Annotated in this window: 20 protein-coding genes and 1 tRNA gene; 6 read left to right on the forward strand and 15 right to left on the reverse strand. The window is 60.6% G+C overall.

Features of this window, described 5'->3' with window-relative positions; translation table 11 throughout:
- Positions 1-134 precede the first annotated feature (134 nt).
- The 5 genes from D8U82_RS11100 to D8U82_RS11120 all read right to left on the reverse strand — a co-directional run bounded on the left by D8U82_RS11100 (position 135) and on the right by D8U82_RS11120 (position 4,434).
- Entirely contained in the window at positions 135-1,076 is a 942-nt protein-coding gene (locus tag D8U82_RS11100; protein ID WP_003171603.1) for a ribose-phosphate pyrophosphokinase, read from the reverse strand.
- Between the two features lie 45 nt (positions 1,077-1,121).
- A tRNA-Gln gene (locus D8U82_RS11105) sits at positions 1,122-1,196 on the reverse strand.
- Positions 1,197-1,233: 37 nt separating this feature from the next.
- Complete coding sequence (gene ispE, locus D8U82_RS11110; protein ID WP_130902206.1) at positions 1,234-2,085, reverse strand: 4-(cytidine 5'-diphospho)-2-C-methyl-D-erythritol kinase; 852 nt, start codon at positions 2,083-2,085, stop codon at positions 1,234-1,236.
- Positions 2,086-2,088: 3 nt separating this feature from the next.
- The gene (gene lolB / locus D8U82_RS11115) at positions 2,089-2,706 is read right to left on the reverse strand and encodes a lipoprotein insertase outer membrane protein LolB (protein ID WP_123444159.1); all 618 of its coding nucleotides are present in this window, start codon (positions 2,704-2,706) and stop codon (positions 2,089-2,091) included.
- Positions 2,707-2,709: 3 nt separating this feature from the next.
- Complete coding sequence (locus tag D8U82_RS11120; protein WP_130902207.1) at positions 2,710-4,434, reverse strand: tetratricopeptide repeat protein; 1,725 nt, start codon at positions 4,432-4,434, stop codon at positions 2,710-2,712.
- A 182-nt stretch (positions 4,435-4,616) separates the two neighbouring features.
- On the opposite strand from D8U82_RS11120, the gene hemA reads away from it, so the two are divergent.
- From hemA to D8U82_RS11150, 6 genes are all read left to right on the forward strand, one after another.
- Positions 4,617-5,903 (forward strand): glutamyl-tRNA reductase, encoded by a 1,287-nt coding sequence (gene hemA, locus D8U82_RS11125; RefSeq protein ID WP_016773209.1) that lies wholly within the window; start codon positions 4,617-4,619, stop codon positions 5,901-5,903.
- Positions 5,900-6,982, forward strand: coding sequence for a peptide chain release factor 1 (gene prfA / locus D8U82_RS11130; protein WP_130902208.1), 1,083 nt, complete (start codon positions 5,900-5,902; stop codon positions 6,980-6,982). The genes hemA and prfA overlap by 4 nt, the downstream gene beginning before the upstream one ends.
- Positions 6,983-7,813: a peptide chain release factor N(5)-glutamine methyltransferase gene (prmC, locus tag D8U82_RS11135; protein ID WP_016773211.1), complete on the forward strand. Its 831-nt coding sequence runs from the start codon at positions 6,983-6,985 to the stop codon at positions 7,811-7,813. It begins immediately after the preceding gene.
- Positions 7,807-8,562: a molybdopterin-synthase adenylyltransferase MoeB gene (locus tag D8U82_RS11140; RefSeq protein WP_130902209.1), complete on the forward strand. Its 756-nt coding sequence runs from the start codon at positions 7,807-7,809 to the stop codon at positions 8,560-8,562. The genes prmC and D8U82_RS11140 overlap by 7 nt, the downstream gene beginning before the upstream one ends.
- The gene (gene murI, locus D8U82_RS11145) at positions 8,555-9,346 is read left to right on the forward strand and encodes a glutamate racemase (RefSeq protein WP_130902210.1); all 792 of its coding nucleotides are present in this window, start codon (positions 8,555-8,557) and stop codon (positions 9,344-9,346) included. Before D8U82_RS11140 ends, murI begins: the two co-directional genes overlap by 8 nt.
- A 111-nt stretch (positions 9,347-9,457) precedes the next feature.
- Positions 9,458-9,976, forward strand: a complete 519-nt coding sequence (locus D8U82_RS11150) for an acyloxyacyl hydrolase (protein WP_122507863.1) — start codon at positions 9,458-9,460, stop codon at positions 9,974-9,976.
- A 135-nt stretch (positions 9,977-10,111) separates the two neighbouring features.
- Here the strand turns inward: D8U82_RS11150 and D8U82_RS11155 are convergent, their stop codons facing one another.
- The 10 genes from D8U82_RS11155 to D8U82_RS11200 are packed head-to-tail and all read right to left on the reverse strand — an operon-like array spanning position 10,112 to position 18,821.
- On the reverse strand, positions 10,112-10,417 hold the full coding sequence (locus D8U82_RS11155) for a YkgJ family cysteine cluster protein (RefSeq protein ID WP_024014290.1): 306 nt from the start codon (positions 10,415-10,417) through the stop codon (positions 10,112-10,114).
- A 52-nt stretch (positions 10,418-10,469) separates the two neighbouring features.
- The gene (locus D8U82_RS11160; RefSeq protein ID WP_123444163.1) at positions 10,470-10,961 is read right to left on the reverse strand and encodes a DUF2878 domain-containing protein; all 492 of its coding nucleotides are present in this window, start codon (positions 10,959-10,961) and stop codon (positions 10,470-10,472) included.
- Entirely contained in the window at positions 10,954-12,219 is a 1,266-nt protein-coding gene (locus tag D8U82_RS11165) for a cyclopropane-fatty-acyl-phospholipid synthase family protein (RefSeq protein ID WP_016773216.1), read from the reverse strand. The genes D8U82_RS11160 and D8U82_RS11165 overlap by 8 nt, the downstream gene beginning before the upstream one ends.
- Complete coding sequence (locus D8U82_RS11170) at positions 12,206-13,021, reverse strand: DUF1365 domain-containing protein (protein WP_125925723.1); 816 nt, start codon at positions 13,019-13,021, stop codon at positions 12,206-12,208. Before D8U82_RS11170 ends, D8U82_RS11165 begins: the two co-directional genes overlap by 14 nt.
- Positions 13,018-14,265 carry an FAD-dependent oxidoreductase gene (locus D8U82_RS11175; protein WP_016773218.1) on the reverse strand — a complete coding sequence of 416 codons (1,248 nt, stop codon included), beginning with the start codon at positions 14,263-14,265 and terminating at the stop codon, positions 13,018-13,020. Before D8U82_RS11175 ends, D8U82_RS11170 begins: the two co-directional genes overlap by 4 nt.
- The gene (locus D8U82_RS11180) at positions 14,262-15,044 is read right to left on the reverse strand and encodes an SDR family NAD(P)-dependent oxidoreductase (protein ID WP_016773219.1); all 783 of its coding nucleotides are present in this window, start codon (positions 15,042-15,044) and stop codon (positions 14,262-14,264) included. Before D8U82_RS11180 ends, D8U82_RS11175 begins: the two co-directional genes overlap by 4 nt.
- On the reverse strand, positions 15,041-15,463 hold the full coding sequence (locus tag D8U82_RS11185; RefSeq protein ID WP_125925721.1) for a nuclear transport factor 2 family protein: 423 nt from the start codon (positions 15,461-15,463) through the stop codon (positions 15,041-15,043). The genes D8U82_RS11180 and D8U82_RS11185 overlap by 4 nt, the downstream gene beginning before the upstream one ends.
- A complete protein-coding gene (gene phrB, locus D8U82_RS11190; protein WP_130902211.1) occupies positions 15,456-16,901 on the reverse strand; it encodes a deoxyribodipyrimidine photo-lyase in 1,446 nt (481 codons plus the stop codon). The genes D8U82_RS11185 and phrB overlap by 8 nt, the downstream gene beginning before the upstream one ends.
- A gap of 16 nt (positions 16,902-16,917) precedes the next feature.
- A complete protein-coding gene (locus tag D8U82_RS11195) occupies positions 16,918-17,859 on the reverse strand; it encodes a MerR family transcriptional regulator (RefSeq protein WP_016773222.1) in 942 nt (313 codons plus the stop codon).
- Positions 17,859-18,821, reverse strand: a complete 963-nt coding sequence (locus D8U82_RS11200) for a DUF523 and DUF1722 domain-containing protein (RefSeq protein ID WP_041479992.1) — start codon at positions 18,819-18,821, stop codon at positions 17,859-17,861. The genes D8U82_RS11195 and D8U82_RS11200 overlap by 1 nt, the downstream gene beginning before the upstream one ends.
- Between the last annotated feature and the right edge of the window lie 74 nt (positions 18,822-18,895).

Genomic DNA, 18,895 nt, shown 5'->3' on the forward strand with positions numbered 1-18,895 from the left:
CTCCAAAATAGCCATGACCGAGTGGCGTTTGCGACCAGCGCCGAACACGGTATGGGCAAAAAAGCCCCGCCCCGACAGGAATGCCGGGGCGGGGCGCTTTTCGTCAACGAGACATTTCGCGAAGGGCAGGGCCCTTAACGGAACATCGCGCTGATCGATTCTTCATTGCTGATGCGGCGAACCGCTTCGGCAACAACCGGTGCGATATCCAGTTGACGGATACGTGCACAGGCTTGTGCTGCAGCGGACAGCGGGATGGTGTTGGTCACCACCAGCTCGTCCAGCACGGAATTTTCGATATTCTCGATGGCCCGGCCCGACAGCACAGGGTGTGTGCAGTAGGCAAAGACCTTGGCTGCGCCATGCTCTTTCAGGGCCTTGGCCGCGTGGCACAGGGTGCCGGCGGTATCGACCATGTCATCGACGAGAATACAGGTACGCCCTTCGACATCACCGATGATATGCATCACTTCAGAGTGATTGGCTTTCTCACGGCGTTTGTCGATGATCCCGAGATCGACGCCCAGCGACTTGGCAACAGCCCGTGCACGCACGACGCCACCAATGTCCGGGGACACGATCATCAGGTTTTCGAAGCGCTGATCTTCGATGTCATCCACCAGAACCGGGGAGCCGTAGATGTTATCTACCGGAATATCGAAGAAGCCCTGAATCTGGTCAGCATGCAGATCAACCGTGAGAACACGGTCGATGCCGACTACGGTAAGCATGTCAGCAACGACTTTCGCGCTGATAGCCACACGTGCGGAACGCGGACGGCGATCCTGACGGGCATAACCAAAATAAGGAATAACAGCAGTGATACGAGTAGCCGAGGAGCGGCGGAAGGCGTCAGCCATCACTACCAGTTCCATCAGGTTATCGTTGGTCGGAGCGCAGGTCGGCTGAATAATGAAGACGTCTTTACCGCGAACGTTTTCATTGATCTCGGCTGTGATTTCGCCGTCGGAAAATTTGCCGACAGAGATGTCACCGAGAGGGATATGCAGCTGACGTACGACACGCCGAGCCAGATCGGGGTTGGCATTCCCCGTAAAGACCATCATCTTGGACACGCGCAGTACCTAGAGGCTGAGGGTAACCTGGATGAGTAGAGAAAATGGCAGGGGCGGCTGGATTCGAACCAACGCATGGCAGGATCAAAACCTGCTGCCTTACCGCTTGGCGACGCCCCTGTATCTGTTGCTTTCAAGTGCCGGGCACTTGATTCCTTTAGAGCAGACTTTGCAGCTTGCGATGCAACATCGAAACGTTGCTTCCTTTCGCTACAAACCCTGTAAGGGTCTCTGTCAGAAGGGCCGAGACTTTATCAGCTTCAGCTTTGCTTGGGAAGCCCCCAAACACACAACTTCCAGTTCCGGTGAGCTTTGCTTCGGTAAATTTACCTAACAAATCCAATGCGTTACGTACCTCTGGATAACGCCTTGCTACCACCGGCAAGCAGTCATTTCGACTGTTTCCCTCGGGAACGGGGCGCACTTTAATGGGCGGTGTGTTACGTGTCAACAAAGGATCGGAAAAAATTTCTGCCGTACTAACAGCGACTTGCGGCACGAGCACCAGATACCACGGTTCTTCGGGTTCGACCGGGGTCAGTTTCTCGCCGACGCCCTCGGCAAATGCCGCATGGCCACGGACGAACACCGGTACGTCGGCGCCCAGTGACAGGCCCAGTTCCGCCAGGCGATCTTCATCCCAGCCCAGTTGCCACAAATGGTTTAGCCCGAGCAGGGTCGTCGCCGCATTCGAACTGCCGCCACCGATGCCGCCGCCCATGGGCAGGACTTTGTCGATCCAGATGTCGATGCCGAGCGCGCAGCCGGACTGTTGCTGCAACATCTTCGCCGCGCGCACGATCAGGTTGCTGTCGTGGGGCACGCCGGCGAACTCGGTGTGCAGTTGAATCGCGCCGTCATCGCGCACGGCGAAAGTGAGTTCATCGCCGTAATCGAGGAATTGAAACAGCGTCTGCAATTCGTGATAACCGTCTTCACGGCGACCGAGAATGTGCAGCATCAAGTTGAGTTTGGCCGGTGAGGGCAGGGTCAGGCGTGCAGCGGTCATGCTTTATTGCCCCAACTTGCGCGGTTGCCAGGTCTTGATCACCAGCGTTACGTCAAGGTCGGTGCCGTGCAGCTTGATGCGCTCGGGGAGCCAGTAACCATTCTGTTCGGTGTAGGCGGTGTATTCGACTTTCCAGCCGTCCTGCTCAAGGCTGGCCAGACGACTGTTGGCGTCCAGGTTCAAGCGACTTTTGCTTTCCGGAGCGGGCAGGCCACGAACCCACCAGGCCAGATTGGATACCGGCAATTTCCAGCCCAGCTGTTCTTCGAGCAGGGCTTCAGGAGATTGCGATTCGTAGCGGCCCTGGTTAGCGACTTCCAGTGATACTTTGCCCGGACGCCCCGTCAGCCGTGCCGCACCACGACCCAGCGGGCCGGACAGGCGAATGTCGTAGTAATCCTGACGTTGCAGCCAGAACAGCGTGCCGCTGCCGGAATCCTTCGGCGCGCGGATGCCGATCTTGCCGTCGATCTGCCAGCCGTCGAGGCCGGTCAGTTGCTGTTTGTTTGCCGCCCACTGGGCCGGGCTGCCGTGGCCCTCGACCGATTCGCGAGTGCCGAACCCCGAGCAGCCGGCGAGCAGGGCGATGAAGCTGAAAACAATAACGTGGCGCAAAAGCATGGTTTAAAGATTCTCGGATCCGGTCAGGCGCTTGATGGTGCTGCGCAGAATGGTGCTGTCGGGCTGATCCTTGAGGAACTTGCCCCACACTTGTTTGGCTTCGCGTTGATTGCCCTTGGCCCAGAGGACTTCGCCAAGGTGCGCGGCGACTTCGTGGTCGGGGAAACGCTCGAGCGCCTGGCGCAGGTATTTCTCCGCATCGTCCAGATTGCCCAGGCGATAGTTCACCCAGCCGAGGCTGTCGAGTACCGCCGGGTCTTCCGGATTGATCTGGTGCGCCTGCTCGATCAGCGTTTTCGCTTCAGCGTAGCGGGTGGTGCGATCGGACAAGGTGTAGCCCAGCGCATTGAGCGCCATGGCGTTGTCCGGGTCGCGCTTGATGATCAGGCGCAGGTCTTTCTCCATTTGCGCCAGATCATTGCGTTTCTCCGCGAGCATGGCGCGGGTGTAAAGCAGATTGAGATCGTCCGGGTATTTCTGCAGCGCTTGTTGCAGAACCTTCCAGGCCTTGTCGTCCTGTTTGTTGGCCGACAGGCTTTCCGATTCGATCAGATACAGCTGGATCGCGTAATCCGGTTGCTCGTCACGCTCGGCCGCCAGCTTGCTCTGCGCTTCAGCGGTCTTGCCGTTGCTCATCAGGATATCGGCCTGACGCAGCTGTGCCGGCAGATAGTCATTGCCCGGACCGACCTGGGCGTATTCGATGAGCGCGCCTTGCGGGTCGTTGCGCTCTTCGGCAATCCGGCCGAGGTTCAGATGCGCTGAATCGACATGGCTTTCGCGAGCGATCAGGTCTTCCAGATAACCTTTGGCCTCATCCCACGCCTTGGCTTCCAGGCACACCAGTGCCAGCGAGTAACGCAGTTCATCGTCTTCTGGGTATTGCTGAACGAGCGTGGAGAATTCTGCCTTGGCGTCGTCCATGCGGTCCTGTTCGACCAGCATGCGCGCGTAAGTCAGGCGCAGGCGCTTGTCTTCCGGGTATTTCCTGATGCTTTTCTGCAACAGCGGCAGTGCTTCGTCGCCACGGTTGAGCAATTGCAGCAGGCGCGCACGCAGCAGAATCGGTGCGATTTCGCCGTCTTCCGGTGGGTTGTCTTCGAGCAGAGTCAGCGCGCCTTGATTGTCGCCGTCCTGTTGCAACAGCAGAGCCTTGCCGAAAATCAGCTGATTGTTGTTCGGGTGGCGCTCAAGCAAACGGTCGAAACTTTTCATCAGACCGTTGCGGGTTTCCTGATCGGTGTCGGCGGCCGACAGCGCAAGGAAATCGAAATGGGTGTCGCCCTTGCCCTGCAGGACTTTCTCCATATAGATCATGGAGTCGTCGTAGCGCCCGGCGCGGGCCAGTTGCACGGCGGCGGCGCGTTGCGCTTCGAGATCGTCCGGCGCGTTGCGCGCCCAGATCAGCGCGGTGTCGAGGGCCGGTTGATCGGCGCCCAGATATTCGGCGATGCGGAAAGCCCGCTCGGAAACGCCCGGATCCTGGGTGTTGATGGCCTGGGTCACGTAGTTGTCCAGGGCAATGTCGAAACGATTGCGCTGGCCGGCGAGTTCGGCGCTCAGCAGGCTGAACACGGTTTCCTCGCTGAATGAGCCGTAAACCTTGGGCTTTTCAGGTGCGGGCGTGGTGTCTTCGACCGGCGGGGTGCCGTCCGGCGCAACGGGCGCCATGGCTTGGCAGCCGCTGAGGAAGACAAAAGCGAGGAGCAACGCGGAAGATCTATTCATATAGGAAGAGGACGACTAACCTGCGGTCGGATCATCATGACACAAGCCTTCGGCCAAACATAACCGAGACTCAATTGTGGCCATTATAGGGGCTGACGATTGGGACAATAGTCAGCGGTAGTTGTTCTGAATCTTTCGAAGTAGGACAATTGCCGGCTTCACGTCACCACCAGCGACCTTGAATGGCCTTCCTTGCACTCGGTATCAACCACAAGACTGCTTCAGTAGACGTCCGCGAGCGCGTGGCCTTTACCCCTGAGCAGCTGGTGGAGGCCTTGCAGCAGCTCTGCCGACTGACCGACAGCCGCGAAGCCGCGATCCTCTCCACCTGCAATCGCAGTGAGCTTTATATAGAACAGGATCAGCTGTCGGCCGATGTCGTGCTGCGCTGGCTGGCCGATTATCACCATCTGAGCCTCGACGAGCTGCGCGCCAGTGCCTATGTGCATGAAGACGATGCGGCTGTTCGTCACATGATGCGCGTCGCTTCCGGGCTCGACTCGCTGGTGCTGGGCGAACCACAGATTCTCGGCCAGATGAAGTCGGCCTACGCCGTGGCCCGCGAGGCCGGCACCATCGGCCCGCTGCTGGGGCGGCTGTTTCAGGCAACGTTCAATGCCGCCAAACAGGTGCGTACCGATACTGCAATTGGCGAGAACCCGGTGTCGGTGGCGTTTGCCGCAGTGAGCCTGGCGAAACAGATTTTCAGCGATCTGCAACGCAGCCAGGCGCTGCTGATCGGTGCCGGCGAGACGATTACGCTGGTCGCGCGCCATTTGCATGAGCTGGGGGTCAAGCGCATCGTCGTTGCCAACCGTACACTGGAGCGCGCCAGTCAGTTGGCCGAGCAGTTCGGCGCTCACGCGGTGCTGCTCTCGGACATTCCGGCGGAGCTGGTGCGCAGCGATATCGTCATCAGTTCGACCGCCAGCCAGTTACCGATCTTGGGCAAGGGCGCGGTGGAAAGTGCGCTGAAGCTGCGCAAGCACAAGCCGATCTTCATGGTCGACATTGCCGTACCGCGCGATATCGAGCCGGAAGTCGGCGAACTCGACGACGTTTACCTGTACAGCGTCGACGATCTCCACGAAGTGGTCGCCGAGAACCTCAAGAGCCGTCAGGGCGCTGCGCAAGCGGCGGAAGAAATGGTCTCGGTCGGCGCCGACGATTTCATGGTGCGCCTGCGCGAACTGGCGGCGGTCGATGTGCTCAAGGCCTATCGTCAACAGAGCGAACGCTTGCGAGACGAGGAATTGCAGAAGGCCCTGCGTCTGCTGGCCAACGGCGGCAACGCCGAAGACGTGCTCGGACAACTGGCCCGTGGCCTGACCAACAAACTCTTGCATGCGCCCAGCGTGCAGTTGAAAAAGCTGTCTGCCGAAGGCCGCCTCGATGCGCTGGCCATGGCCCAGGAACTCTTTGCCCTTGAGGGCTCACCGGATAGTTTTTCGGATAAAAAACCGCAATGAAAGCGTCACTGCTCAACAAGCTGGACATTCTCCAGGACCGTTTCGAGGAACTGACCGCGCTGCTCGGCGACGGTGAAGTCATTGCCGATCAGGCCAAATTCCGCGCCTATTCCAAGGAGTACGCCGAACTCGAGCCGGTAGTGGCCGCCTATAAAAAGCTGCTCGGCGTACAAAGCGATCTTGAAGACGCGCAGGCGCTGCTCAAGGACAACGACCCGGACATGCGCGAAATGGCCGTGGAAGAAGTTCGCGAAGCCAAGGAGTTGCTGGTCACGCTGGAATCCGATCTGCAGCGCATGCTGCTGCCTAAAGATCCGAATGACGGGCGCAACGTCTTCCTCGAAATCCGCGCCGGCACCGGTGGCGACGAGGCGGCGATCTTCTCCGGCGACCTGTTCCGCATGTACTCGCGTTATGCCGAGCGGCGTGGCTGGCGCGTCGAGATCCTCTCGGAAAACGAAGGTGAACACGGCGGCTATAAAGAAGTCATCGCGCGCATCGAAGGCGACAACGTTTACGGCAAGCTGAAATTCGAGTCCGGCGCGCACCGCGTCCAGCGCGTACCGGCCACCGAATCCCAGGGCCGGATCCACACCTCGGCCTGCACCGTGGCGGTATTGCCCGAGCCGGACGAGCGCGAAGCCATCGAGATCAACCCGGCGGATCTGCGTGTCGACACCTACCGTTCCTCTGGCGCTGGCGGTCAGCACGTCAACACCACCGACTCGGCGATCCGCATTACCCACATCCCGACCGGCACCGTCGTCGAGTGTCAGGAAGAACGCTCCCAGCACAAGAACCGTGCCCGGGCGATGGCGTGGCTGTCGGCGAAACTCAACGATCAGCAGAACGCAGCGGCAGCCAACGCGATTGCCAGTGAGCGCAAGTTGCTGGTCGGCTCCGGCGATCGTTCCGAGCGTATCCGCACCTACAACTACGCTCAGGGCCGGGTCACCGACCATCGCGTCAACCTGACCCTGTATTCCCTGGATGAAATTCTCGCCGGTGGCGTCGAAGCCGTGATCGAGCCGTTGCTGGCCGAATATCAGGCTGACCAACTCGCAGCGATAGGTGAATAAATGACCATCATCGCCAGCCTGTTGCGCGCTGCCGAGTTGCCGGACTCGCCGACTGCACGTCTGGACGCTGAATTGCTCCTCGCCGCCGCATTGGGCAAGTCGCGCAGCTTCCTGCACACCTGGCCCGAGCGCATCGTGCCGAGCGAGGCTGCGCTGACCTTTGCCGAATATCTGCAACGGCGGCGTAGCGGCGAGCCGGTGGCCTACATTCTCGGCCAGCAGGGCTTCTGGAAACTCGATCTGGAAGTCGCGCCGCACACGCTGATCCCGCGTCCCGATACAGAACTTTTGGTAGAGGCAGCTCTTGAGCTGCTGCCGGCAACCCCGGCCAAGGTCCTCGATCTGGGCACCGGCAGTGGCGCGATTGCTTTGGCTTTGGCCAGCGAACGCCCGGCGTGGAAAGTCACCGCCGTGGATCGTGTGCTTGAAGCCGTGGCCCTGGCCGAACGCAATCGCCAGCGTCTGCATCTGAACAACGCTACGGTGCTGAGCAGCCATTGGTTCAGCGCCCTTGAAGGCCAGCGCTTTCAACTGATCATCAGCAACCCGCCGTACATTGCCGCCGCCGATCCGCATCTGGTCGAGGGCGATGTACGCTTCGAACCGGCCAGTGCGCTGATCGCCGGTGAAGATGGCCTCGACGATCTGCGCCTGATTGTTGCGCAGGCGCCGGATCATCTTGAAGCCGGCGGCTGGCTGATGCTCGAACACGGCTATGATCAGGCCGAAGCCGTGCGTGATCTGCTGCTTACCCGTGGCTTTGAAGAAGTCCACAGCCGCACCGATCTGGGCGGCCATCAACGCATCAGTCTGGGGCGCCTGCCGTGCTGAATGATCAGGAATTGCTGCGCTACAGCCGGCAGATTCTGCTGCAACACATCGACATCGACGGGCAACTGAAGCTCAAGGCCAGCCGCGTGCTGATCGTCGGCCTTGGCGGTCTCGGCGCGCCGGTGGCGTTGTATCTGGCGGCAGCGGGCGTCGGCGAGTTGCATCTGGCGGATTTCGACACGGTCGATCTGACCAACCTGCAACGGCAGATCATTCACGACACCGACAGTGTCGGCATGTCCAAGGTCGACTCGGCGCTCAAGCGCCTGGGCGCGATCAATCCCGAGATTCAACTGGTCGCCCATCGTCAGGCGCTGGACGAGGATTCGCTCGCCGCAGCGGTGGCGGCGGTGGATCTGGTGCTCGATTGCTCGGACAACTTTTCCACGCGCGAGGCGGTTAACGCCGCTTGTGTTGCCGCGTGCAAGCCACTGGTCAGTGGCGCGGCGATTCGTCTGGAAGGGCAGCTGTCGGTGTTCGATCCACGGCGTGCCGAAAGCCCTTGCTACCACTGCCTGTACGGACACGGCAGCGAAGCCGAACTGACCTGCAGCGAGGCCGGCGTGGTCGGGCCATTGGTCGGTCTGGTCGGCAGCTTGCAGGCGCTGGAAGCGTTGAAGGTGCTGGTCGGCTTTGGCGAACCCTTGGTGGGGCGACTGTTGTTGATCGACGCCTTGGGCTCGCGCTTCCGTGAATTACGGGTCAAGCGTGATCCGGGTTGCAGCGTCTGTGGCGCCCGCCATGCGTGAAGCGCCGATCGGCGTGTTCGATTCCGGGGTCGGCGGCTTGTCGGTCCTCGGCGAAATTCAGCGCTTGCTGCCCAACGAATCGCTGCTTTACGTCGCCGATTGCGGGCACATTCCTTACGGCGAGAAAACCCCGGAATTCATCCGCCAGCGTTGCAGTGCGATGGCAGGATTTTTTCGCGAGCAGGGTGCCAAGGCTTTGGTACTGGCATGCAATACCGCGACCGTGGCCGGTGTTGCCGACCTGCGTCGTGATTTCCCGGACTGGCCGATTGTCGGCATGGAGCCGGCGGTCAAACCGGCCGCAGCGGCCACGCGAAGCGGCGTGGTTGGCGTTCTGGCCACGACCGGCACGTTGCAGAGCGCAAAGTTTGCCGCGTTGCTCGATCGTTTCGCGGCTGACATAAAAGTCATCACCCAGCCCTGTCCGGGACTGGTCGAACTGATCGAAACGGGTGATCTGCACAGCGCCGAATTACGCACTTTATTGCAAGGTTACGTCGCTCCATTGCTGGCGCAAAACTGCGACACAATCATTCTTGGCTGCACCCATTATCCCTTCCTCAAATCGTTACTCAGGTCGATGATCGCCGACGATGTCAGCCTGATCGATACCGGAGCTGCCGTGGCCCGGCAGTTGCAGCGCCTGCTCGCCGAGCGTGATCTGCTGGCGCAACGTCCGAGCCAGCCGGTGAAGTTCTGGACCAGCGGCGATCCGCAATCCCTCAGAAAAATCCTACCGTTGCTGGGCCAAACTGCGTCGAATGTGCAAAACTTCGACTTGTAAAAAAAATGTGAAATAACTAAAAAAACGCTGAACTTCTGACCAAGCGCGGATTTCTATAGCGACAGCAGCAACTAAAAACCAAACGATCGTTCCGGAAAAGGAAGTTTCAAAGTGAAGCGACTATTCTGCTTGGCCGCGATTGCGGCCGCACTGATGGGGCAAAGCATTTCTGCACAAGCCGCTGGCGTTGAATTCGCCGTCGGCGGTACCAGCGATTCGACAATGACGTATCGCTTAGGCATGAATTTCGACTGGGACAAGAGCTGGCTGCAGAGCGACGTGGGTCGCCTGACTGGCTACTGGAGCGGTGCCTACACGTACTGGGAAGGTGACAAGACTTCCAGCAACAACAGCCTGTCGTTCTCGCCTGTATTCGTTTACGAGTTTGCCGGTCAGTCGGTCAAACCGTACGTGGAAGCGGGTATCGGCGCGGCGTTCTTCTCCAACACCGAATACGAAAGCAACAAACTGGGCGGCTCCTTCCAGTTCGAAGACCGCATCGGTGTCGGCCTGCGCTTCAACGGCGGCCACGAAGTCGGCATCCGCGCCACGCACTACTCCAACGCCGGCCTGTCCAGCGACAACGATGGTGTAGAAAGCTACGCGCTGCATTACACAATGCCGCTGTAACACGCCGCTACGCGGAACCAACGTGGGAGCGAGCCTGCTCGCGAAAGCCGAGTGTCAGTCAATTCAAATGGTGGCTGACACACCGCCTTCGCGAGCAGGCTCGCTCCCACAGTTGTTTCTGCGTTGTCAAAGAAATCAGCGGTAGGCTGTCGCAATACCCCGGCGCTCTTCGATGCACTCCGGCGCGCCCATTTCAAACTCGCGGCAAATCAGCGGGCGTCGTTCATAGATCGTGCACATCATGCTGTCGCGATCCAGCGCCGCGCACCAGCCGTCGTCCAGACGCAGCATCACTTCACCGCCCCATTCATCGGTATCGATAAAGCGATCAGGTACGCCGGTGTCGGTGATCAGCATCACTTCGAGCTGGCAGCAGCACGCCGCACAGGTCGAGCAGGTGACCGCCGGTTCGGCGATTTGTGTGTGGGGGATGGTTTTCATCGTGGCAGTGTAAGGCAGTGATCGCTGTGGGTGTGAAAGCGCTGACGGACGCTCACGGCGCCAGACGCCGCGCCATCAAATGCAACAGTGGGAACAAGCCTGCCCAGAGCAGGCCAATGACGATCAGCGTCGCCGCCTCGCCATAGGGAAATTGCACGCCCGCCAGGCGTCCGCCAGCGTAGTACGACAGTGCGCCGCCCACCGCGCCAAGTGCGCTGGCCAGCCACCATGGCCGCGCGCTCCAGGCCAGGCAGTGGCGCAACGTGGTGGCGAGCAGCGCCCACAGCAGCATCAGCCACAGCGGAATCAGCGGTGAGGCGTCTGCAAAGCGGAACACGTCGAGGTAACGCAAGACGCTGTCCACCGCCGTGCCGACAATCACCACGCACAGAATCAAACGACCTTCTGCCGCCCAACTGCTGATCCAGCGCAGATGAATCACCAGAGCCGCCACCGCCAGCAACAGCCATAAACTGTTGCCGCCGAGCACGCAGGCCAGCCAGCCGAGCTGAAACAGCACGGCATTGGCGATTCGCTCACGCATCGAAGCGCCCGAGCAGCGGCGCGGTCATCGCCGCCGGTTTGGCCAGCAGCAATTGCGCGGTGCCGATGGTGCGTTCGAGGAATCCGCCCTCGCAGTAGCACAGATAAAACTCCCACAAACGCAGGAAATAATCGTCGTAGCCCAGTTCGCTCAGGCGACCATGGGCGAGACGAAAGTTCTCGTGCCACAGGCGCAGGGTCTTGGCGTAATGCAGGCCGAAATCCTCCATGTGCAGCAGGTTCATGTCGGTTTCGCGGCTGACCACATCGAGCATCTTGTGCACCGATGGCAGGGCGCCGCCGGGGAAGATGTAGCGCTGGATAAAGTCGACGCTGCGCTTGGCCTGTTCGTAGCGTTGCTCGCGAATGGTGATCGCCTGGAGCAGCATCAGGCCGTTGCTTTTGAGCAACTGCGCGCATTGCTTGAAGTAGGTCGGCAGAAACCGATGGCCGACCGCTTCGATCATCTCGATCGACACCAGTTTGTCGTACTCGCCGCTGAGGTCGCGGTAGTCCTTGAGCAGCAGGGTGACGCGATCCTGCAAGCCCAGTTGTTCGATGCGCTTGGCAGTGAACGCGAACTGCTCTTTCGACAGCGTCGTAGTGGTCACGCGGCAACCGTAATGCTGCGCAGCGTACAGGGCCATGCTGCCCCAACCGGTGCCGATTTCCAGCAGGTGGTCGCTGGGTTTGAGCGCGAGTTTCTGGCAGATGCGTTCAAGTTTGTTCAGTTGCGCCTGTTCCAGGGTGTCGCTCGGCGAAAGGAACTGGGCGGCGGAATACATCATGGTCGGGTCGAGAAACTGTTCGAACAGTTCATTGCCGAGGTCGTAGTGCGCGGCGATGTTTTTCTGCGAACCCTTGCGCGTGTTGCGATTGAGCCAGTGCAGGCCTTGTACGAAGGGCCGGCCCAGACGCGCCAAGCCACCCTCCATGGCATCGAGTACATCGAGATTGCTGACGAACACGCGCACCACAGCAGTCAGGTCCGGCGAACTCCAATAGCCGTGAATGAATGCTTCGCCGGCGCCGATCGAGCCGCTGCTGGCGACCATGCCCCACAGGGCCGGGTCGAGTACATGGACTTCGCCGAGCAGAGCACTGCCCGGGGTGCCGAAAAGCATTTGTTCGCCATCCTCGACGACCATCAATTGTCCGTGTTTGAGCTGGGCCAATTGGCGCAACACGCCACGGCGCAGCAGCGAGCCGGTCAAACCGTTGGTGCTGAAGCGACCGAGCGGCAGGCTAGAGGATTTCATGGTGCGGCTCCTTCGGAGGCACAGTGGCGGTTTTAAAGCTGCCGTCGGCAGCCTGGTGAGGGAAGATCGGCGCACGCTTGAGCAGCAGTCGCAGCGCTTGCCAATAAATCGCCAGAGCGGTTTTTGCAGTCATCCACGGGAAGCGCCGCAGGTAGCGATGCAGGCTGCGTCGATCGAGCGATTCGCGGCGCAGATTGAGCGTGGCGTCGAACAGTTTCTCGTTGCCCTGCCAATCGGCCATGTGCACGCCAAGGCTTTGCGCAGCGGGGCTGAAGCTCATGCGGTATTCGAGGTCGCGGGGCAGAAACGGCGAGACGTGAAACGCCTTGGCCACAGCGAAATGCTGATGGAAATCCACCAGGCTGGTCGGCGTCTGCGCCGGCAGCACATAGTGATAACGCTCGCGCCATGGCGTGTTGGTCACTTCACACACGATCGCCGCCAGTTGCCCGTCGGCTTCATGGCAATAGAAGAAACTCACCGGATTGAACGACAGCCCCCAACTGCGCGGCTGGGTCAGCAGGCACACCGCGCCTTGTGGCTCATGACCGATGGCTGCGCCGACCTGCTGGCGCACGGCGTCGATCAGGCGCATGCCCTTGCCGGTGAAGGCTTTCAGGTAATCGGTTTCGCGAAACGAGAACGGCGCAAAGCGGCTGCGCCCGGCCAGTGGCGACAGGGCCAGCACGGCGTCCTGTTCGCTCAGGTCGAGGTAGAGCAAACCGATGCGGTAGCGGAATTCGTGGCGGCGCGGCGAAAAACGTCGGTGGCCGATGACGCCGCTGTACAGAGCGCTGTTCACAGGGTTTCACCGAACGCGGCGGCTACGCGCAGCCCGCTGACCACGCCATCTTCATGAAAGCCGTTGGCCCAGTAGGCGCCGCAATAATGCGTGTGCTGCTCGCCATCGAGTTCGCCCCAACGGTTTTGCGCGGCCGCTGCGGCGAGGGTGTATTGCGGGTGGGCGTAGGTATAGCGGGCCAGCACTTTATCCGGGCTGATGCCGGCAGTCTGGTTGAGGCTGACGCAGAACGTGGTGTCGCTCTCGATGCCCTGCAGAATGTTCATGTTGTAGGTGACCGCCGCGCGCGTATGGCCGGCGCCGCCGAGGCGATAGTTCCAGCTGGCCCAGGCCAGTTTGCGCGTTGGCAGCAGGCGCGTGTCGGTGTGCAGCACGACGTCGTTGTCGGCGTAGAGCAGGGCACCGAGAATCGAACGCTCGGCGTCGCTCGGGTTGGCCAGCAGGTTCAGCGCCTGATCGCTGTGACAGGCGAACACCACTTTGTCGAAATGTTCGAGGCCGGCCGGGCTGTGGATAACCACGCCGTGCTGGTTGCGCTCGACGCGCTTGACCGGGCAGTTCAGACGAATCCTGTCGCTGAATGAAGCAGTCAGCGGCGCCACATAGGCACTGGAACCGCCTTCAATGACCTGCCACTGCGGACGATCGCTGACTGAGAGCAGGCCATGATTCTTGAAGAAACGCAGGAAGAATTGCAGCGGGAAATTGAGCATTTCCGCCATCGGCATCGACCAGATCGCCGCGCCCATCGGCACGATGTAATGCAGGATGAAACGCTCGCCGTAGCCGCCAGCCTTGAGGTAATCATCGAGGGTGGTGTCAGCGGCGATGCGCAGTTCGATCAGGTCGCGCTGGGCTTCTTTGTTGAAGCGCAGAATGTCGCGCAGCATGCCCCAGAACCCCGGCGACAACAGATTGCTGCGCTGGGCGAACAGGCTGTTGAGGTTGTTGCCGTTGTACTCCACCCCAGTGTCCGGGTCGGTTACCGAAAAGCTCATTTCGGTCGGCTTGAACGCCACGCCAAGCTGGTTGAGCAAGCGAATGAAGTTCGGGTAAGTCCAGTCGTTGAACACGATGAAACCGGTATCGATGGCGAACGATTGCCCGGCCACGCTGACCGGTACGGTGTGGGTATGGCCGCCGACCCAGTCACTCGCTTCGAACACGGTGATGTCGTGGCGGCGGTTCAGCAGGTAGGCGCAGGTGAGCCCGGCGATACCGCTGCCAATTACGGCGATTTTCATATCGGGTCCCGCTGCGGAGGGTTCTTGCGCACCATGCGTTTGCCGATCGCCAATTGCGCGCGGGCGGGCAGTTTCGACAGCGGCCACAGAGCGGCCATGAACAGTCCCGGAAAGGCAATTTCCAGCGGACGGTCCTTGAGTTTGGCGAAGATGTGCCGCGCCGCTTTATCCGCAGGCCAGCTCAGCGGCATCGGGAAATCGTTCCTTTCGGTCAGCGGCGTTTCGACAAAACCCGGGCTGATGATGGTGACTTCAATGCCTTCATCCGCCAGATCGATGCGCAGCGATTCGAACAGGTAACGCAGCCCGGCCTTCGATGCGCCATAGGCTTCGGCCCGTGGCAGCGGCAGGTAAGTCACCGAGCTGGCCATGCCGACCAGGTGCGGCGCCGTGCCTTTGCGCAGCAGCGGCAGGGCGGCTTCGATGCAATAGCTGCTGGCGAGCAGATTGGTGCGTACCACGTGCTCGATGATCGACGAATCGAACTGGCGCGCGTCGACATATTCACAGGTGCCGGCGTTGAGAATCACGCTGTCCAGCGAACCCCAGGCCTCGGCGATCTGCTCACCGATTTCGCGCACGGTCTGACTGTTGGTCAGATCGCCGGGCACCACCAGCACCTGGCCCGGGTAACGCTGGGACAAAACTTTGAGCGGCGCGGCCGAGCGCGAGCTGACCGCCAGGTGTGCGCCGCTTTTCAGAATGTCCTCACACAAGGCTGCACCGATGCCACTGCTGGCGCCGGTCAACCAATACCGCCGTGGAGGTGTACGACTCATCCCATTCTCCTTTTCAGCCAGGCAATCGCCCGGCCCAATATTGGCAAGTGTTCATACAGCAGCGCCCCGGCATCGAAATAATCCCGATGGCGATAAACCTTGTCGCGCCAGAGCAGGTGCGAGCAGCCACCGACCCTGATTTCCCGACCGTTGGCCAGGCGCGGATGGCGATAACTCATGACCCAGCGCAGGTAACCCTCACCTTCGCGGATCTGGTCAAAGCCGTGAAAATCGAAACGCAGATCGCTGACGTTGGCGTACAGCTCACTGAAGTAATCCCGCAGTTGTGGCAGGCCCTGAACTTCGTGCAGCGGATCGGTGAAATGAATGTCGTCGCTGTACAGCTCTCCGAGGCGATGCAGGTTGTCTTTGTTCAACCCGCAAAACTCGCGGGCGAAGCTGCGCAGGAATTCACTCATCGCTGCCGCCCACAGGCTGGCGCGACGGCAGGTTCTTGAACGCCGTCAGCGCACGCTCGCGTGAGGCGCTGAGGTTGACGATCGGGGCCGGATAATCGGCCACGCCGAACAGTCCTCCGGCTGCCGCCGGATTGTGCACTTCCTTCTTGTTGAGCCCGGCCAGTTCCGGCAACCAGTGCTTGATGAACACGCCTTCGGCATCGAATTTTTCCGACTGGCTCAACGGGTTGAAGATACGGAAGTACGGCGCCGAGTCGGTGCCGGTCGATGAGCTCCACTGCCAGCCACCGTTGTTGGCCGCCAGGTCGCCGTCGATCAGGTGGCGCATGAAAAAGCGTTCGCCCTCGCGCCAGTCGATCAACAGATTTTTGGTCAGGAACATCGCCACGACCATGCGCAGGCGATTGTGCATCCAGCCGGTTTCGAGCAATTGGCGCATCGCCGCGTCGATGATCGGCAGTCCGGTGCGTGCCTCCTGCCAGGCCTTGAGTTCTTCCGGCGCATCGCGCCAGGCCAGCGCTTCGGTTTCCGGGCGGAAGGCGCGATGCCGGGAGACGCGTGGGTAGCCGACCAGAATGTGTTTATAGAACTCGCGCCACAGCAGCTCGTTGATCCAGGTCACTGCGCCGACTTTGCCGCTTTCGAACTCGCCCTGATTGCTTTGCAGTGCAGCGTGCAAGCACTGGCGTGGCGAGATCACCCCGGCGGCGAGGTACGCCGACAATTGGCTGGTGCCGGGTTTGGCCGGGAAATCGCGTTCGCTGCGGTAGTAGTCGATCTGCGCGTCGGTGAAGGTGTCGAGGCGGCGCCGCGCCTCTTGCTCGCCGGCCGGCCACAAGGCGCGCAGGGATTCGCTCGGCGTGGCGAAGCCTTTGACCGCCTCCGGAATTGCGTCACTTTCGATACCCAGCGCGGCCTGTTTGCCCGGTGCTTTGATCAATGCCGGCATCGAGCGGTGCAGGCGTTCGTAGCAGACCTTGCGGAACTGACTGAACACCTGGAAATAGGTGCCGGTCTTGGTCAGGATCGTGCCGGGTTTGAACAGCAACTGATCCAGGTAACTGTGGAATTCGATGCCCTCGGCCTGCAACGTTACGGCCACGGCTTCATCACGACGGCTTTCGTGAACGCCGTATTCCTCGTTGACGTGCACCGCCTCGATCTTCAATTGCCGGCAGAGTTTGAGCAATTCTGCCGGTGCCTGATCCCAGTGCGGCGCGCTGCGAATCAACAGCGGAATGTTCAGCGCGCCGAGGCTCTGGCTCAGTTCGCGCAAATTGCGTAGCCAGAAATCCACTTTGCACGGCGCATCGTCGTGCTCCAGCCATTGCTGCGGACTCAACAGATACACTGCCACAGTCGGGCCGCGCGCTGCGGCGGCCGCGAGGGCGGTGTTGTCATGTTGGCGCAGGTCGCTGCGCAGCCAGATCAGTTGCATGTGATTAAACCCATCATCAAATCAATCCGCGCTCGAGCAGCGCCTGGTGTGCGGCAAGCGGATCTTCAGCCAGGAACAGATCGGCAGTCTGGGCGGTGCGTGCGGACAACTCGGTGTGGTGAATGTGCACCGTGGGGCCAGCAATCAAGGTCGGGCAATTGACGTTCGCCAACAGCTTGGGCAACTGCGCCAGTTGCATGGCTTTGCTCGAATACAGCAGCACGCCACGGGCTTGCAGATGCTCGACGGTCAGCGCCAGTTCACCGGCCGGCAGTGGCCAGTCGAACACTTGCACCGGGCAATCGGCACTGCTGATCAGCCATGCGCACAGCCACAGATGTGGCTCCAGCGGCAGGTCGGAATGATTGATCAACAGCAGCGGCGCCGAATGCAGCTGGCGGTTGTTATGGTAGATGCGTGCGCCGAATTTGCTGCGCAACCAGGAAAAGAAAAACGTCCGTTCCATCTGTGCGCCGAACTGGCCCTGCCAGCGCTGTTCGAGCTCGGCCAGCAGCGGCATCAGCAATTGCTCGCACAACGTCCGTGGCGGATACAAGGCGATGGCCTGATTGACGCTGTCATCCAGCGCGCGCTCATTGAGCGAGGTGACCGCCGACAACAACGTCTGATGCAGACGCTGCCAATCGTTTTCCACGGTTTCCGTGAAGGCCTGCGGCGCATCGAGCAGTGGCTTGACCTGGCTGACCGCAACGCCACGGTTGAGCCAAGTGAGGATGGCCATGATTCGCTGCACATGTTCAGCGCTATACAGTCGATGGCCCTTGGGCGTGCGCTGGGGCACCACCAGGCCGTAGCGACGTTCCCACGCGCGCAGGGTGATGGCGTTGACGCCGGTCTGCCGCGCGACTTCGCGAATCGGCAACCAGCCCTCGTCGAGGGCTTTCTTGAAGTCGGCGCCGAGGTCTTCCCGAGCGCTGCTGTCGGTTTTATCGTTCATTAGATCGCGTTTCGCAGACTGAGGTTTTCCGGATGCGGCTGCAGGTAAACCTGCTGCGCGATGTACGGGTCCGGATGGAGTCGAAAATGGTGTTTGAGCAGCGTCAACGGCACCACCAGCGGCACGATGCCTTGGCGGTACTGGCCGATGATCTGCTGCATTTCCTGTTTGTCTTCGGCGCTCAGCGATTGTTTCAAATAACCGCTGAGGTGCAGCAGCACGTTGCAATGGGTGCCGCGCGTGGCGCATTTCTTCAGCGCGGCCATCAGCTCGCTGAAGTAGCGCGGGCCGAGCTCGGCGGGATCGCTGTCAGCCATATTGCCGAGCATCTTGCCGAGGTTTTTGTATTGCAGCGGGTTGTGCGCCATCAGCAGGTACTTGTAGCGCGAATGGAACTCGGTAAGGGCGCGGCGGCTCAGGCCCTCGGCGAGCACTTGCTGCCAGGCGCTGTAGGCCAGGACGCGGGTGATGAAGTTTTCCCGCAGCACCGGATCGTTGAGGCGCCCGGCTTCTTCCACCGGCAGATCCGGATGTTGGGCACAGAATGCCTGCGCATAGATGCCGCGTCCGCCACCGTTCACTGGCGCGCCGTTGTCGTGATAGACCTTGACCCGTTCCAGCCCGCAGGAGGGCGACTGCTGCATGAAGATGTAGCCGGACAGGTCCTGCAACTCGGCGGCCATTTTCTCGCCGTACTCGGCCAGTGGCCTGGTGACGTTGATGGTCCGGTCGACGGTGCCGACGGCCTCGGGTTGTTCAGGGTCGCCGACCAGCCGGATCGGCTCACGGGGAATGCCCATGCCGATGGCGACTTCCGGGCACAGCGGGACGAAATCGAAATATTCGGTGAGGGTACGGCTGCATAGCCGCGATTCCTTGTGCCCACCGTTGTAGCGCACTTCTTCGCCCAACAGGCAGGCGCTGATGGCGATCTTCGGCTTGGACAGGGAAGCAGTAGACATGAGCACCTCGAATCTATACCTGTACAGAGAGTTATCGCTGTACAACTTTTCCTCAGCATAGATCGATGGATGTA

The sequence above is a fragment of the Pseudomonas sp. Sample_23 genome (assembly GCF_004307595.1).
Classification (GTDB): Bacteria; Pseudomonadota; Gammaproteobacteria; order Pseudomonadales; family Pseudomonadaceae; genus Aquipseudomonas; species Aquipseudomonas atacamensis.

Coding starts and splice junctions, on each gene's coding strand:
- ispE (WP_130902206.1), bottom strand. CDS start 2,085: ATGACCGCTGCACGCCTGACCCTGCCCTCACCGGCCAAACTCAACTTG.
- lolB (WP_123444159.1), bottom strand. CDS start 2,706: ATGCTTTTGCGCCACGTTATTGTTTTCAGCTTCATCGCCCTGCTCGCC.
- D8U82_RS11120 (WP_130902207.1), bottom strand. CDS start 4,434: ATGAATAGATCTTCCGCGTTGCTCCTCGCTTTTGTCTTCCTCAGCGGC.
- hemA (WP_016773209.1), top strand. CDS start 4,617: ATGGCCTTCCTTGCACTCGGTATCAACCACAAGACTGCTTCAGTAGAC.
- prfA (WP_130902208.1), top strand. CDS start 5,900: ATGAAAGCGTCACTGCTCAACAAGCTGGACATTCTCCAGGACCGTTTC.
- prmC (WP_016773211.1), top strand. CDS start 6,983: ATGACCATCATCGCCAGCCTGTTGCGCGCTGCCGAGTTGCCGGACTCG.
- murI (WP_130902210.1), top strand. CDS start 8,555: ATGCGTGAAGCGCCGATCGGCGTGTTCGATTCCGGGGTCGGCGGCTTG.
- D8U82_RS11155 (WP_024014290.1), bottom strand. CDS start 10,417: ATGAAAACCATCCCCCACACACAAATCGCCGAACCGGCGGTCACCTGC.
- D8U82_RS11160 (WP_123444163.1), bottom strand. CDS start 10,961: ATGCGTGAGCGAATCGCCAATGCCGTGCTGTTTCAGCTCGGCTGGCTG.
- D8U82_RS11165 (WP_016773216.1), bottom strand. CDS start 12,219: ATGAAATCCTCTAGCCTGCCGCTCGGTCGCTTCAGCACCAACGGTTTG.
- D8U82_RS11175 (WP_016773218.1), bottom strand. CDS start 14,265: ATGAAAATCGCCGTAATTGGCAGCGGTATCGCCGGGCTCACCTGCGCC.
- D8U82_RS11180 (WP_016773219.1), bottom strand. CDS start 15,044: ATGAGTCGTACACCTCCACGGCGGTATTGGTTGACCGGCGCCAGCAGT.
- D8U82_RS11185 (WP_125925721.1), bottom strand. CDS start 15,463: ATGAGTGAATTCCTGCGCAGCTTCGCCCGCGAGTTTTGCGGGTTGAAC.
- phrB (WP_130902211.1), bottom strand. CDS start 16,901: ATGCAACTGATCTGGCTGCGCAGCGACCTGCGCCAACATGACAACACC.
- D8U82_RS11195 (WP_016773222.1), bottom strand. CDS start 17,859: ATGAACGATAAAACCGACAGCAGCGCTCGGGAAGACCTCGGCGCCGAC.
- D8U82_RS11200 (WP_041479992.1), bottom strand. CDS start 18,821: ATGTCTACTGCTTCCCTGTCCAAGCCGAAGATCGCCATCAGCGCCTGC.